Origin of the sequence: Bacillus sp. FJAT-26390 (assembly GCF_001682865.1) — a bacterium.
Lineage (GTDB): Bacteria > Bacillota > Bacilli > Paenibacillales > Paenibacillaceae > Pristimantibacillus.
This window is the reverse complement of the sequence record NZ_MAQX01000035.1, coordinates 55,164-70,386: the sequence shown is the minus strand read 5'-3', so window position 1 is coordinate 70,386 and position 15,223 is coordinate 55,164. Positions and strand designations below refer to the sequence as shown.

13 protein-coding genes are annotated in these 15,223 nt (G+C 49.3%); 11 read left to right on the top strand and 2 right to left on the bottom strand.

Annotated features, from left to right (window positions below):
• The first annotated feature begins 2 nt into the window (after window positions 1–2).
• From A7975_RS29505 to A7975_RS29495, 3 genes are read left to right on the top strand one after another with little or no spacing between them, the layout of a single operon-like run.
• Window positions 3–1,178, top strand: coding sequence for a hypothetical protein (locus tag A7975_RS29505; RefSeq protein WP_065387519.1), 1,176 nt, complete (start codon window positions 3–5; stop codon window positions 1,176–1,178).
• The gene (locus A7975_RS29500) at window positions 1,175–2,128 is read left to right on the top strand and encodes an ABC transporter ATP-binding protein (protein ID WP_053374290.1); all 954 of its coding nucleotides are present in this window, start codon (window positions 1,175–1,177) and stop codon (window positions 2,126–2,128) included. The genes A7975_RS29505 and A7975_RS29500 overlap by 4 nt, the downstream gene beginning before the upstream one ends.
• A complete protein-coding gene (locus tag A7975_RS29495) occupies window positions 2,125–3,000 on the top strand; it encodes an ABC transporter permease subunit (RefSeq protein ID WP_065387518.1) in 876 nt (291 codons plus the stop codon). The genes A7975_RS29500 and A7975_RS29495 overlap by 4 nt, the downstream gene beginning before the upstream one ends.
• 42 nt (window positions 3,001–3,042) lie before the next feature.
• Here A7975_RS29495 and A7975_RS29490 read toward each other — a convergent pair whose 3' ends face one another.
• Window positions 3,043–3,693: a hypothetical protein gene (locus A7975_RS29490; RefSeq protein WP_065387517.1), complete on the bottom strand. Its 651-nt coding sequence runs from the start codon at window positions 3,691–3,693 to the stop codon at window positions 3,043–3,045.
• Window positions 3,694–3,848: 155 nt separating this feature from the next.
• Between A7975_RS29490 and A7975_RS29485 the strand changes: the two genes are divergently transcribed.
• Together A7975_RS29485 and A7975_RS29480 are read left to right on the top strand one after the other, a co-directional pair.
• The gene (locus A7975_RS29485; protein WP_053374293.1) at window positions 3,849–4,892 is read left to right on the top strand and encodes a LacI family DNA-binding transcriptional regulator; all 1,044 of its coding nucleotides are present in this window, start codon (window positions 3,849–3,851) and stop codon (window positions 4,890–4,892) included.
• 524 nt (window positions 4,893–5,416) lie between these two features.
• Window positions 5,417–7,609, top strand: a complete 2,193-nt coding sequence (locus A7975_RS29480) for an alpha-galactosidase (RefSeq protein WP_065387516.1) — start codon at window positions 5,417–5,419, stop codon at window positions 7,607–7,609.
• Window positions 7,610–7,713: 104 nt separating this feature from the next.
• Here A7975_RS29480 and A7975_RS29475 read toward each other — a convergent pair whose 3' ends face one another.
• Complete coding sequence (locus A7975_RS29475) at window positions 7,714–8,013, bottom strand: hypothetical protein (RefSeq protein WP_231637375.1); 300 nt, start codon at window positions 8,011–8,013, stop codon at window positions 7,714–7,716.
• 298 nt (window positions 8,014–8,311) lie between these two features.
• Here A7975_RS29475 and A7975_RS29470 point away from each other — a divergent pair, with 298 nt between their 5' ends.
• From A7975_RS29470 to A7975_RS29445, 6 genes are all read left to right on the top strand, one after another.
• A complete protein-coding gene (locus tag A7975_RS29470) occupies window positions 8,312–9,118 on the top strand; it encodes a MerR family transcriptional regulator (RefSeq protein WP_065387515.1) in 807 nt (268 codons plus the stop codon).
• Window positions 9,111–10,895, top strand: a complete 1,785-nt coding sequence (locus A7975_RS29465) for an ABC transporter ATP-binding protein (protein WP_141680451.1) — start codon at window positions 9,111–9,113, stop codon at window positions 10,893–10,895. Before A7975_RS29470 ends, A7975_RS29465 begins: the two co-directional genes overlap by 8 nt.
• Window positions 10,896–11,191: 296 nt before the next feature.
• Complete coding sequence (locus A7975_RS29460; RefSeq protein WP_053374296.1) at window positions 11,192–11,902, top strand: MIP/aquaporin family protein; 711 nt, start codon at window positions 11,192–11,194, stop codon at window positions 11,900–11,902.
• A gap of 31 nt (window positions 11,903–11,933) precedes the next feature.
• Window positions 11,934–13,436 (top strand): glycerol kinase GlpK, encoded by a 1,503-nt coding sequence (glpK, locus tag A7975_RS29455; RefSeq protein WP_065387514.1) that lies wholly within the window; start codon window positions 11,934–11,936, stop codon window positions 13,434–13,436.
• A gap of 132 nt (window positions 13,437–13,568) precedes the next feature.
• A complete protein-coding gene (locus A7975_RS29450) occupies window positions 13,569–14,114 on the top strand; it encodes a glycerol-3-phosphate responsive antiterminator (RefSeq protein WP_053374298.1) in 546 nt (181 codons plus the stop codon).
• 185 nt (window positions 14,115–14,299) lie between these two features.
• Window positions 14,300–15,151, top strand: a complete 852-nt coding sequence (locus A7975_RS29445) for an SDR family oxidoreductase (RefSeq protein ID WP_065387513.1) — start codon at window positions 14,300–14,302, stop codon at window positions 15,149–15,151.
• The last annotated feature ends 72 nt before the right edge of the window (window positions 15,152–15,223 follow it).

Genomic DNA, 15,223 nt, shown 5'->3' with positions numbered 1-15,223 from the left:
AAATGACAATCAACGATGGAAATAATAAAAAAGAGCAAGAGCAAACGGCAGACGCATGGGCACGTCTTGAGAAGCAGCTGCTCGCTTCAGAGCAATCCCCGCTTTGGGAGAAATGGGAGAAGCAGGCTCAACAAAATGCTGATCTTAAAGAGCAAGGGACGCCGGCAGCAACAGGAGCTGTGCATGTACCGGTACAAGCGAGCGGTTTGATCCAGGCGCAGGAACAGATGAATGCCGTTCCGGTGGGAAGAACTCGCAATCGCTCAAGCGAGGGTGCGAATAAGCAAGGCAAGAACGGAGCAGCCCGCCGTTGGTTCAAAAGAAATGCAGGCAAGACGATCGCCGCTTGCGCCGCAGCCCTCATCACGGTTGTAATCGCTACTCCCGCAACGAATGAAGCGCTAGCGGCATGGCTCAATACTTTCCGCATGGATAAGGTGATGGTCGTGCAGGAAAATGATTTGGCATCGCTTATGAACAGCTTCCTAAACGAAGGCGAGACGCTTGAAATGTCTAACCGCTTCGGCGATTTTGAACAGACGTCGCATTCGAATTGGGAGAAGCTAGCTCCTGATAAGGCTGCCAAGCAGCTAGGCTTCGCGATTCCTGCCGTAAAAGTTGCTGACGAGCAGCTTGTCGATATTTCGTCGACCTCCTCGCAGACGTTTAAATTCAGCTTGAAGGTGGATGAAATCAACGACGCGATGCGTAAGCTAGGCGCAGATAAGCTGCTGCCTTCATCGGTAGACGGCAAGGAAATTATATTTAACACAGGCAGGGGGATACAAATCTCCTATTCGCCAAAAGACGAAGCTTCCTCCCAGCAGCGCGCTTGGATAAACTATTTGGAGGCTCCGACGATTAAAGTTGATCCTTCCGTTGATGTAAAAGACGCTTTCGAGGCTGTTACTCGATTCCCGGCGCTGCCAGACCATTTGCGTAACTCGCTCATGCAAGCTTCCAGCTTGGAGGATGGCAAAATCCCGATGCCGCTCTTTACTAGTGGCGAAACGAAGAAAATTTCGCTTAAAGGCATCGATGTTTACGTGGAGCATCGTGACGGCAGTTACTCTACTGCGACGTGGCTAGAGAAGGGTTATATCGTAACAGCGGGCTTCGAGAACTACGGCGATGCCCAAAAAGTAGAATCCGCTATCGCGGAGCTGGTTCACTCATGACATTACATGCAATTGAGACGGTCAGCTTATGCAAGGATTATGGTGACGGGCGCGGCTGCCGGGATGTTACGTTAACCATTAGACAAGGGGAAGCCTTTGGCTTCCTCGGTCCTAATGGAGCAGGCAAAAGCACGATCGTCAAAATGCTCACCGGTTTAATCAAGCCTACCTCAGGTAAAGCTCAACTATTCGGCCATGCTTCAGGCACTATCGAAGCAAGGCGAAGATTGGGCTATTTGCCTGAGTTGTTTCGTTATCCGGACTGGTTAACCGGTGAAGAGGTGCTTGCTTTTCATGCGAAGTTATGTGAACTCGACCGTACGGCAGCAAAGCGGCGCATCTATCAGCTCTTGGATGAAGTGGGCATCGGCAGCCGAGGGCGAGATAAGCTCAAGGGTTATTCCAAGGGGATGCAGCAGCGGCTTGGGCTTGCATGTGCTCTGCTTGGCAATCCCGACATCGTCTTTCTTGACGAGCCGGCCTCCGCGCTTGATCCGGTAGGCAGACATGAGGTGCGGGAGCTGCTTGCCAGGCTTAAGAGCCAAGGGAAAACGATATTTCTAAATTCGCATTTGCTTGAGGATGTGGAGCATTTATGCGATACGGTTGCCCTGCTTAATAATGGACGAGTACTGGCAGAAGGCAAAGTGACGGAGGTGCTTCGTGCACAATCGAATTTTCGTTTGCGCGTCAGCGGATATACGCCGCTTGCGCCTGAACGAATCCGCCAAATGCTCGGTGCGGATGTCGTCGTTTCCGAGCAAGCGGCTGAGGATGGCTCCGTTTGGCTTGAGCTTACGCTTGAGGATGACGAGCAGATTGGCTTAGTGAATTATATTCTTATCGAGCTAGGACTCACCCTTTATGAGGTTGGCAAAACGAAGTCGCGACTTGATGAATGGTTTTTGCAGGCTGTGAATGGCCTTGAGCATAGGGGGGAACGCAGATGATCGCTGTATGGGGCTTAACGTGGAAGGAGCTTATTCGCAAACGCGTGACGCTGATGACGATCATTATGACGGTGCTGTTTTGGGTCGCTTTTTGGTTTGTCGCAGATGCTATTGCAGGTGAGAGGCAAGGGATGTCCATAGATCCATCGCTTGATTTGTTTGGCAAGTTTTTGAGCGGGGCAATGGTGCTGACGCTCGGATTTTTCTTTGGGGCGTTTGCAGTATCTTTTCTGGCTATATTCAGCTCGGTTGCCGCTGTGACCGGTGAAGCGGAGCAAGGGGTGCTGCAATCGGTGCTGGCAAGGCCGATTAAGCGCTCGAGATGGTTTATGGGAAGATGGCTTGGTTTTGTTACTTATGGTGCCATATACGCATTGCTATTATTTGTCTCCATCATTTCGATTTGCTGGTTCGAGACAGGCGTGATATTCGAACTAACCGTACTGTTAAAATCGTTTGCATTATTTGCTTCAGTTGTGCCGCTACTAGTTACGATGACGATGGTTGGCTCTTGCTATCTAAGTCCTTTAGGCAATGGGATCAGTATGACGATGCTGTTTGGAATGGGGTGGCTGGGAAGCACCATCAGTCGTCTTATGGGCGCTGGGAACGTTGAGTTAAAGGGGGTACAGACGATTGAGACGATTTCGGGCTTGATTAAGATGGTGATGCCTGCCGATGCTCTGCAGCAGCGGATGTTAAGCGAGCTGTTCTCGATTTCGGAGCTCAGCGGCCTCATTGACATTAACCGGGATCTCAGCACTTTTTCGATTAGCGGAGCGCCATCAAATTCCTTTTTAATCTATGTTGTCATCTATGCGGCTGCCCTGCTTGCTTTAGGCTTATTCGTTATGAAACGAAAAGACTTTTAAATCATGCTGCCCCCAGAATAAACGGGAGGCAGCATGATCGATTTAGATCGTCCACTGGGAGTGGACGATGGCACTTACATACCAAGCTCCGTTTAACTCCTCAAGCACAAGTGTAAGGCTTTCCCAGTCCATGCCCTCATATTGGGGATCGAAGCCGCTGAAATAATAATCCATGATATAGCTATTCGGAAATACTTCCTTAATATTGACGACCGTGTTGCCGGTTCCCTTGATTTGATCAACGCCAACGGCTTCCGGCTCAGCAAAATTTTTATCATAAACAAACTTGTCATAATACTGCTTAAAGGTAAGCTTTATCGGCTCGCCAGAGCCGTCGTAGGCGCCCCATTGGTAGAGAGTTGCATCCGTTAAAGCGGGCAATTTTCCAGCTGGGAATACTTTGGCTGTAGCAGTATCAATATGTGCATAGGGCGAGAATAATAGTCCTTTATCAGGATGAACATAAGAGGAGAGCTTAGCCATGTCAGCATCTTTCAATGCCAAGATAACGGCGTCCGCCGCATCTTTTGGCGTTTTGGCTTGTACATGTCCATCATCTTTAACTTTGTCGTTGCTGGTGGGTGTCGGCTTAGCGGTATCGGTGCTTTGATTTTGACCGGTATTTTGGTTTGCGTTCGTACTGCAGGCAGATAGAAGCAGCACAAGCGCGAAAACAGCTATCCACTTATACATAGTGATTCCTCCCCTTGTTGATTCGTTTTTAGCGTCTTCATAAAGTCTGACGTGTTTGGCTTGCAAAAGTTGCATAGGTACTTGCCGTATCTATTGATGTCTGCTAAACTGTAAATGTTATTTAGTAAATTTATTAACTAAACACGGAGTGTGGAATGGCAACGATAAAAGATATTGCGCAGAAGGCGGGCGTTTCGGCTGCTACCGTATCGCGGGTTTTGAACAACGATGTGACCTTGGCAGTTAGCGAGGAAACGCGAACACGTATTTTTAGTATTGCCGAGCAGCTGCAATATAAGCCTTCCAGGCTGCGGAGAATGAAAAAAGAGGAGCAGCTCTCTCGTCAGCAAATCGGCCTTCTCATGTGGTCCACGCTAGAGGATGAGCATGAGGACCCGTATTTTACTTCGATTCGCAAAGGAATCGAAACGCGCTGCGAGGAGCTTGGCATCAGCATCATTAAAGTGCTGCGAGGCAACAGCCGCGTAGAAATGCAGCCCGTGCACGAGCTGGATGGTTTGATCGTCGTCGGATCGATCGAAGAAGATGACGTGCGTCAATTGTACAATAACGGCAATCGAGTTGTTTTTGTCAACCATTCGAACGAGCTGAACGAATACGATACGGTTAAACTTCATTTTGAACAAGCAACTAGAGCGGTTATTACACATCTTAGAGAACTAGGGCATGAAAAAATAGGCTACATTGGCGGCAATGAATGCGTGCACCGATTGAGCAGCCATTATGAAGCAACGGAAAACGACGAGCCGCGGCGCGTGTTTTTTGAGAAGGCGCTGCGCGAGCAGGGGATTTATGACGAGAGCTATGTCTTGAAGGCATATTGGTCCTCCAATAGCGGCTATGAAGCGATGAACCGTCTGCTTGAGCAAAGCTCGCTGCCTACCGCTTGCTTTATCGGAAGTGATCCCATGGCAGTCGGCGCGCTTCGGGCGCTCCATGAGCACGGAATTAAAGTGCCTGAGGATATGGCGATTGTCGGCTTTGACGATATCGAAATTTCCGCTTATCTGAATCCGCCGCTAACAACCGTTCGCGCGCATACGGAGCATATGGGCAAAGCGGCGGTGCAGCTGCTGCTTGAGCGAATCGAAGGGCGGGAAGCGGCGATTCACCTGACGATCAACACGACGCTCATCGTTCGGGAAAGCTGCGGGAGCTCGTTGAAGGCTTCGGAGTAAGGGGAACGGCGCAGGTGTAAAGCGCCAGCTGTTCTTCTCGATTAAGGAGTCAATTAGGCGAAAGCAGCAGAAGAACCACTCGTTATGCTGAGCAGGCATATGAGTAACGGACCTTGGTGGTCAAGCGAAGTTAACGGGAAAAGCTCCATCTAATTATCCTGATTCGGGTGTTAAACAAGCAATTAGCAGGAAAACCTCACGTTAATCTGAGCAAAAACACGCCAATTTGTTGAAATGCAGCAGATTAACGGGAGTAATTCCCTCTAAACCGAAAAACAGCCTTTTGCCTCAAAAATAGCAGGAGTTTTTCCTGTTAATTTGATTTAGAGCAAATGCGCGAGCATGGAGAATAGTTTTGATCAGGTTTGTTTGTATAGGGAAGATCAATTCCATTACCGAAAAGGCTTACAAAGCCAATTTTCTTCATTAGTTTTATCGCAAAGGCTTACAAAACGCATCATCTCAGCAACTCTCATCAATGCTCACAAATCATCTTACCCACACACTTTTAGGAGGTAATTATTTTGACTATTCAATATGATCAGCAGCGTTCGTTATTTCATTTGCAATCGAAGGATACGAGTTATGTCATCCATATCACGAAAACAGGTTATCCTGCACATGTATACTGGGGCAAAAAGGTACGCGGCGTACAGATGGACCGTTTATTTGAACTGGCAAGCCGCGCATCCTTCACGCCAAGCACGGAGCTTGACCAGTTGGAATTATCGCTCGACACGCTTCCGCATGAGTATCCCGCATATGGCAACTCCGACTTCCGGATGCCTGCATTTCAAGTGAAGCTGCCTAACGGCACAACCGTAACGGATTTGCGTTATGAATCGTATCAAATCATCGCGGGCAAACCAGCGCTTGCCGGACTGCCGGCTACGTATGTAGAAAACGAATCCGAAGCGCAAACGCTGGAAATTACGCTCAAGGATGACCTAACGGGCTTGTCGGTTATTTTGTCTTATACGGTATTTGAAGATTTTGATGCGATTGCTCGTTCGGCTAGAATCGTCAACAACGGAGCGAGCACACTGCAGCTGCAGCGCGCGTTCAGTATGAGCCTCGATTTTGTGCACGACAAATTTGAAATGCTTCAGCTCTCAGGCGCATGGATCCGCGAGCGTCATATTCATAGGCGCGCACTCGTGCCTGGCTTGCAGTCCATCGAGAGCCGCCGCGGCTCAAGCAGCCATATGCAAAATCCTTTTGTCGCGCTGCTTTCAGAAGGCTCAACAGAGGATCATGGCGACGTATACGGGGTGAACCTTGTATATAGCGGTAACTTCACAGCCGGCGTAGAGGTGGATCAATTCCATTCCGCGCGTCTATTCATCGGCATTAACCCGTTTGACTTCAACTGGCAGCTGGAGCCGGGCGAGCAATTCCAGACGCCTGAGGCGGTAATGGTTCATTCCGAGCACGGGATTGGCGGCATGTCGCGCAGCTTCCATGACTTCTACCGCGCACGCCTGATTCGCGGCACGTTCCGTGACCAAACGCGTCCGATTCTCGTTAATAACTGGGAAGCGACGTACTTCAACTTTAACGCGGATAAAATCGAAGATATCGCCCGCGCGGGCCAAGAGCTTGGCATCGAGCTGTTCGTGCTGGATGACGGCTGGTTCGGAAAACGCGACAACGATACCACTTCGCTTGGCGATTGGTTCGTAGACCGCAATAAGCTGCCAAACGGCTTAGAAGATTTGGTCAGCCGCGTGAAGCGTCTCGATATGCAGTTCGGCTTATGGTTCGAGCCGGAGATGATCTCGCCGGAGAGCGAGCTGTACAAAGCGCATCCGGACTGGTGCTTGCATATTGAAGGGCGCAGACGCACGCAAGCGAGACAACAGCTTATTCTTGATTTGTCGCGCAAGGATGTGCAGGAGTATATCGTGAAGTCGATTTCGGATATTCTTTCAAGCGCGCCGATTACGTACGTGAAATGGGATATGAACCGCAATATGACCGAGATCGGCTCGGCTCTTCTGCCTGCAGAGCGTCAACGCGAGACCGCTCACCGGTATATGCTTGGCCTTTATGCGGTGCTTGAGGAAATCACGTCATCGTTCCCTGATGTACTGTTCGAGAGCTGCTCAGGCGGCGGCGGCCGCTTCGACGCGGGTATGCTGCATTACATGCCGCAAACCTGGACAAGCGACAACTCGGATGCGGTATCCCGTTTGAAAATTCAGTACGGCACGAGCATCGTATACCCGGTAAGCTCGATGGGCGCTCATGTGTCCGCAGTGCCAAATCATCAGGTTGGCCGCATCACTTCGCTTGCGACGAGAGGAAATGTCGCGTTGTCAGGCAACTTCGGCTATGAGCTTGATTTGACTCAGTTCACGGAAGAGGAAAAAAGCGAGGTTAAGGAGCAGGTAGCATTGTACAAAGACGTGCGCCATCTCGTGCAATTCGGCGATTTTTACCGTCTGCTTAGTCCGTTCGAAGGCAATGAAACCGCTTGGATGTTCGTATCCAAGGATCAAAGCGAAGCGTTTGTTGTGTTCGTATCTGTCCTGCAAGAGCCGAATCCGATGCTTAACCGCTTCTGCCTAAAAGGTCTGGATCCGAATCGCGATTACAAGCTAATTGGCGAAGAAACCGTTTACGGCGGTGATCATCTGCTTTATGCTGGCCTAGCTACACCGCAATTTAATGGCGACTTCTCGAGCAAGGTGTATCGTTTCCGCGCAGTAGAGTAAAGCTGGAGCTTATCTGCCGCTGATAATCGTTAAAGAGGGCATCCCGGAAGTGAATTCAACTTCCGGGATGCCCCTTTTTGTTACGTATGTAACTTTTGTATCGGCTAATTCATCGATGTAGCCGTTGAAGCTGCCGCAGCGATAAATATAATGGCAATGATGGCATAAATCACAAGAACGATAGCAGCCCAAATTAAGGACGCTTTAAAATAGTTCTTTTTGGTAGGATTGCCTTCCCCGAACGCCCATACGAACATCATGATGACGTTTACGACCGGAATGATCATAATAAGCGTAGTAAGCATCCATTCTTTTACTGTAATGACGGGTGAAACAGGCTGCTGCGGGTTATAGTCGTAGCTAGGCACACCTGTATTAATTTGAGGCGGTTGGTACTGATCCATTCATCTCTCTCCTTTGATCTGTTGTTTCTGTAACAATTTGTTCACAAATTTATTATATATAAATTCCTAATGTTTACAACCCTAATTTTTGTAAAATAAGATGTTTTTTAAATTATTGACCAGATTGTCTTAAATTATATAAGAAAATAAAAACGGATAATGTCGAATCTAGCTATAGTCTATTATTCTAGTAAACATAAATTTTACAATATTAATAGTGATTATACAGTTGATAAAAAACCATTGCCCTTGACGTAGCGTCAAGGGTTATACTCAATTCCATAGGAGGGATAAAGTGGTGGAAAATCAAACTCTTTACGCAATTGGCGCATTCGCGAAGCTTACCGCAGTAACGGAGAGGACGCTCCGATACTACGATCGCAAGGGGCTGCTGAAGCCATCGAGCCGGAATGAGTACGGGCATCGTTTTTATACCGATAAGGACTTAATTCAGCTGCAAAAAATATTGACGCTAAAATATTTGGACTTCTCGCTGGAGGACATCGCTGCTTATTTGGCAAGGCCGGAGGAGGATATGCAGCAATCGCTTGCCTCGCAATACGAGATGCTTCAAAAAAAGCAGCAGCATTTGGAGCGTGTGCTGGAGACGATTGGACGCATGCAAAGGATCAGTGAGGGAGCAGGCAAAATCGATAGCGATTTGCTGCTCGTGTTTATTCATTATATTCAGTATGAGGAGCATCAGAAGCAGTGGCTGTCGCAAAAAATGCCTTCCTCCTTCGTTGATGCCATATTCATGGAAGGCATGGCGCCTGAGCAACGGCTGGAAATGGAGCGCAGATTAACGGCTATCGTCATGGAGCTTAAGCAGTGCTATAAGCAAGGGAAACAACCGCTTGACGAAGAAGTGCTTGCATGCGGGAGAAGGCTGGTTTCCCTCTTGGAGGAGCTTCTAAGCCCTGTATTTGAAGGGCTAAACGAAGCGGAGCTTGCCCAAATCGAGGTGCTCGATGATGCTGCGCAGCCGATGGACCCGATATTGTTTCCTAACGCGTTCACGAAGGAGGAAGAAGCCTTTTTGACCAAAGCATTCGACCATCTGGAGGCTGCAAAAAAGATCAAGGAGGGCAAAACGAATGAGTGATAATCATGCCGATGCGCAGAAAATGCAAGCAGCCGTCAGCCTGCCGCAATTTTTCAAGCTGATTGCGAAGCATAAACCGGCTTCTATTTTGATAACGGCCGCGATCGCGTTAGGGCTCGGCGAGACGCTGCTGTCGCTCCTTATTCCATTGCTGACTAAGAATCTAGTCGATGAGCTGTCGCAATCCGCGGTCCAGACCGCTACGTTTGTCATGCTTGGAGCGGTTTTTCTGGCACAGACGATTATGTCAGGCTTCTCCGTTTACACGATGTCTTACGTAGGCCAGCATGTGATTGCCGGCTTGCGGCGCGAGTTGTGGGAGCGGGTGTTAAAGCTGCCCGTACCGTTCTTCGACCGCAACAATTCAGGCGAAACGATGAGCCGGGTGACTAACGATACGAATGTGATCAAAGATTTTATAATCGGCCATGTCATCTCGTTTCTAAGCGGCATTATTTCGATAATAGGCGGCGTGACTTTACTGTTGCTGATAGATTGGAAGCTGACGCTGCTTATGCTTATTGCCGTTCCGGCCGCACTGCTTATTTTATGGCCGCTCGGCACCAAAATGTTTAAGGTGTCCAAATCGATGCAGGATGAGACGGCGTTGTTCCAAGGCGATCTGGGCCGGGTGCTGTCCGATATCCGCTTAGTGAAGGCTTCGCTGGCGGAGCCTGTGGAGCAGCGTCAAGGAGCTTTTCGCATCTCGCGATTGTTTACATTCGGCCTGCAGGAAGCCAAAATTATGTCCGTCGTCACTCCGCTTATGATGACCGTCATGCTGCTCATTCTTGTCATCTTAATCGGATATGGCGGGGTTCGCGTAGCGCAAGGCACCTTAACGGGCGGTGAGTTGGTCGCCATTATTTTATACATGTTCCAAATCGTAATGCCGTTTACGCAAATGGCGTCCTTCTTTACGCAATTCCAAAAAGCGATGGGAGCGTCTGAAAGAATTTTGGAGCTGCTGAACGAGAGGGAGGAACAATCTGGCGAGGAAATGCCAGAGGCAGCCAAGCCGCATGCGAAGGCTCAAACAGCTGCCTCCTTTATCGGCTTTGATCGGGTAAGCTTCGGCTATTCGGACGACCGGCCGCTGCTGCATTCGCTCTCCTTCCAAGTAGAGCAAGGACAAGTAACGGCGTTTGTAGGTCCGAGCGGTACCGGCAAGACGACACTATTCTCGCTGCTTGAGCGATTTTACATGCCGACTGAGGGAGAGATTACGTACGGCGGGCAACCGATTGCCGCCATGCGGCTCGAGGAATGGCGCAAACGGATCGCCTACGTATCGCAGGATAGTCCGATGATGCAGGGTACGATTCGGCATAATCTCACCTATGGACTGGGGCATGTAGAAGATGATCGTATGAACGAGGCGGTGCGGCAGGCGAATTTGACGTCTTTTATACATTCGCTGCCAGACGGCTATGAGTCGGAGGTTGGTGAAAGAGGCGTTATGCTGTCTGGCGGCCAGCGTCAGCGGCTTGCAATAGCGCGGGCTATTTTGCGAAACCCGGATATTTTGCTGCTGGACGAAGCTACTGCCCATCTAGACAGCGATTCCGAGCAGCAGGTGCAGGAGGCTCTTCAAGGCTTAATGAAGGCGAGAACGACGCTTGTTATCGCTCATCGCCTTTCGACCATTCGTGGTGCGGACCAAATTATCGTGCTGGAGAAAGGCGAAATTTCCGGCCAAGGCTCCCATGCCGAGCTGCTTGCAGGCCACGCTTTGTATGCCAAGCTTGTTCAGCAGCAGTTTAATGTCGAGCAATAGGGCAGCATGTTCGTTAGGATTTTGGGCAGATGGAATTATAAGTCAATGAAAGGGTTTACAAAAATAGATCTGCTAGGTATAATACGAAACAAGTGAATAGCGTTAGCTGTGAGAAACGGAGAACAGCCATTATTATGCAATTGCGAGTGTCCTATATAGGAGCATTCGCAGCGGCTAATGATGGCTGTTTATTTTTTTCGGGGGTGATGTAGCCGTTATTTGAGATTTATTTCATGTATGTCTAGCCAAAAGAGTATGTTCTTCTACTTATTACTTACAATATGGGGGTCAACACGATGTCATCTTTTATGGCGGAAACCGTTGGAACGGCGTTATTGATTTTACTAGGCAACGGTGTAGTAGCTGGCGTGTTATTAAGGAAATCGAAAGCGGAAAATTCAGGCTGGATCGTCATTACATTAGCTTGGGGACTAGCCGTTGCCGTAGCGGCATATTCTGTAGGAGGCTTTAGCGGAGCGCATTTAAATCCAGCTTTAACGATTGCGCTTGCGGTGGCAGGCAAATTCGAATGGAGTCTAGTGCCGGGTTATATTTTTGCGCAGTTGATAGGGGCATTTTTGGGTTCAGTCTTGGTATGGCTTCATTACCTGCCCCACTGGAAAGAAACGCAAAGCAGCGAGCTCAAGCTGGCGGTATTTGCGACGGGCCCGGCTATTCGGAATTTTGGAGCCAATCTGGTCAGCGAAATCATCGGTACATTCGTCCTTGTGATGGCGATCATGGCAATCGGGGCTAATCGTATCACGGATGGCCTTGCACCGCTTATTGTCGGATTTTTGGTCGTCGTTATCGGCCTTTCTTTGGGAGGAACAACGGGCTATGCGATAAACCCGGCACGCGACCTGGGCCCAAGAATTGCGCATTTTGTTCTGCCGATTGCCGGCAAAGGCTCCTCCGATTGGCGTTACGCATTTGTCCCGGTCGTAGGCCCCGTTGTGGGAGGCGTGCTTGCTGCAATCTTCTATACATCCGTATTTGTTGGTTAATAAGCAATGATAAAAATGGGAGGTTTTTAGGATGGAAAAAAAATACGTGCTTGCACTCGATCAAGGAACGACCAGCTCTCGGGCGATTTTGTTCGACCGTGAAGGCAACAACGTAGGGACGGCCCAAAAAGAATTTACGCAAATTTACCCAAGAGCAGGCTGGGTTGAGCATGATGCGATGGAGATTTGGGGAACGCAAAGCGGCGTAGCCCGCGAAGTGCTTGAAACCGCAGGTGTCAGTCCGCAGGAGATCGTCTCGATCGGGATTACGAACCAAAGGGAAACGACGATCGTGTGGGACAAAAACACAGGCAAACCCGTCTATAACGCAATCGTGTGGCAGGACCGAAGAACGGCTGGCATTTGCGATGGCTTGAAGGAAAAAGGGTTTGAGGCATATATTCGGGAAAATACCGGGCTCGTCGTGGACGCTTATTTCTCTGGAACGAAGGTGAAATGGATTTTAGACCATGTCGAAGGTGCGAGGGAGAAAGCGGAGAGAGGCGAGCTGTTATTCGGAACGGTGGATACTTGGCTGATCTGGAAATTGACAAGAGGGCAGGTCCACGCGACGGATTACACGAATGCATCCCGCACGATGCTTTATAATATTATGAATTTGAGCTGGGATGAAAAGCTGCTTGCGGAGCTGAACATTCCGCCATCCATGCTGCCTGAAGTCAAACCTTCCGTTGGCCTATATGGCGTCACGGACCCGCAGACGTTTGGAGGAGCGGAAATTCCGATTGCCGGCGTTGCGGGGGATCAGCAAGCGGCGCTATTTGGCCAGACCTGCTTCGAGTCCGGCATGGCCAAAAACACATACGGCACCGGCTGCTTTATGTTAATGAACACTGGCACAAAAGCGGTGGCTTCCCAATCGGGCTTGCTGACAACGATCGCTTGGGGGATGGACGGTAAAGTGGAATATGCGCTGGAGGGAAGCATTTTTATCGCGGGAGCAGCGATCCAGTGGCTTCGCGACGGGCTGAAGCTGTTTGATTCCGCATCGGATTCCGAGTATTACGCAGGAAAAGTGGCGGACACCGATGGCGTATATGTGGTGCCGGCTTTTGCAGGGCTCGGAGCACCCTATTGGGATATGTATGCAAGGGGAGCGATGTTCGGCTTAACGCGCGGGACGAAAAAAGAGCATATCGTTCGGGCTACGCTCGACTCCATGGCTTACCAGACCAAAGATGTGCTTGGCGCGATGGAGAGCGATTCCGGCCTTAAGCTGCAGTCCTTGCGCGTGGATGGCGGAGCTACGGCTAATCGTTTATTGATGCAGTTCCAGGCAGATATACTGGGCGTGCCAGTGCAAAGACCGGAGGTTACGGAGTCTACTGCGCTAGGAGCAGCTTATATGGCGGGGATAGCGGTAGGCTTCTGGGACAAATCAGAAATCGCAGAGCGGGCAAGCGGCATGGCAACCTTCGAGCCGTCAATGGAGGAAGCGGTTCGCAGCAAGCTGTATAAAGGCTGGAAGAAGGCAGTGAAACGGACGATGGAGTGGGAGAAAGAGGAGGAATAGAAGCTCCTAAGGATAGGTCGCGGCGTTGCCTAACAAAATAAAATGACAAATTTTATAGAATTAGTCTATAATTTAGTTCGTGAAGCTAGCTTCCCATTCAGGAATTAGACCATGCTAGCTAGGAGGGAAGCTATGATAAAAGATACCGTTATTCCGGCCGTACGAGGCTTTAAGGAGCTCGAGAAAGCTTTGGCATCGCCGCAAGAGGTCATTTTTTTGCTGGAAGGCGAACTGATCCAATTGCAAAGCATCGTACAATGCGTTAAAAGCGCCAACAAAAAAATATATCTCCACTTGGACATGGTGAGAGGAATTAAGGACGACGAGGCCTCGATTCATTTTTTGTCAAAAAGCATCAAGATCGACGGAGTGATCAGTACGAGAACCTCGTCCTTAATGAATGCCAAGAAATACGGGCTGAGTGCCATACAACGCGGGTTCATCATCGATTCTCACGCCATGAAGACGATTATTAATTCTGCTAAGCAAATAAAGCCTGATTATATTGAAATTATGCCTAGCTTCTCGCATCCGAAAATAGAGGCCATCAAGAAAGAGACCGGAGTCGATATTATTTTGGGCGGATTCATCGAGAAAAAGGAGGATCTCCCCGTCTTATTTGGCGCAGGAGCTGTAGCCGTATCGACAAGCCGAATGGAACTATGGAATTTAAAATGAACATTGAATATCATTAGGGGCTGTCGCTTAAGTAGATTCATCTACGAAGGGGCAGCCCCTTCTGCTTATTCGGAACAAAGGCTTGCCTGCTCTCGCTAATTGCGTCCGATAAGCTATACTCAATACAACAAATGCTTTTTGACATCAGTCATACATCATTTACTTTTGTTAAAGGTGGGATTAGGGTGCCAAAGGCCGCTCTATTATCAAGTCAACCAATCGCTTTGATTACCGGGGCATCCAGCGGGTTCGGGCTGTTAACCTCCATCCGCCTGGCGCAGGAGGGCTTCCGCGTCATCGCAACGATGAGGGATATGGGAAAAAAAGAAGCTCTGCTCGCAAAAGCAAAAGAAAATGGCGTTCTTGAACGAATCGAAACCATGAAGCTTGATATTACGGACCACGAAAACGTAGCAGATGTAATCGAGACTGTCATACAGCGCTGGGAGCGCATCGACGTGCTCATCAACAATGCGGGTTATGCCGTGATGGGCGTCATCGAGGAGGTGCCGATGGCGGATTGGCGGGCTCAGCTGGAAACTAATTTTTTCGGAATGGTAGCCGTTACGAAAGCGGTGCTGCCTCATATGCGAACGCGCAAGCAAGGCAAAATTATCAATGTAAGCAGCGGTGCCGGCATAATCGGATTTTCTAATACGGGAGCCTACTCTGCTTCAAAATTTGCGATGGAAGGGTTTAGCGAAGCCTTGCGCCTGGAGCTCATGTCATTTTCCATACCTGTCGTGCTCGTCCAGCCGGGTACCTATGATACGGGCATTGCAGCCAAGCATGTGTATCGCAGCCATTCCGACTCGCCGTATAGCCATATGATTGAGCGATTTAATCACTTCAACGCAAAGTCGGAGCAAAACTCCCCTAACCCGATTCATGTGGCAAATACGATCGTGAAAATTTGTAAAGCGCGCGCTCCAAAGCTTCGTTATACATGCGGCAGCGATGCCAAATTGATTTTCCTCATGAAAAAAATGCTCCCTTGGCGCGTAATTGAATGGACTCTCCGCAAAGCGCTTCAATGATGGTTATGTTCCCGAAAAAATACGAGGGGACCTTCGTCCCCTTCCTTCCTTCCTCCCTTCTCTTTGTAAGAA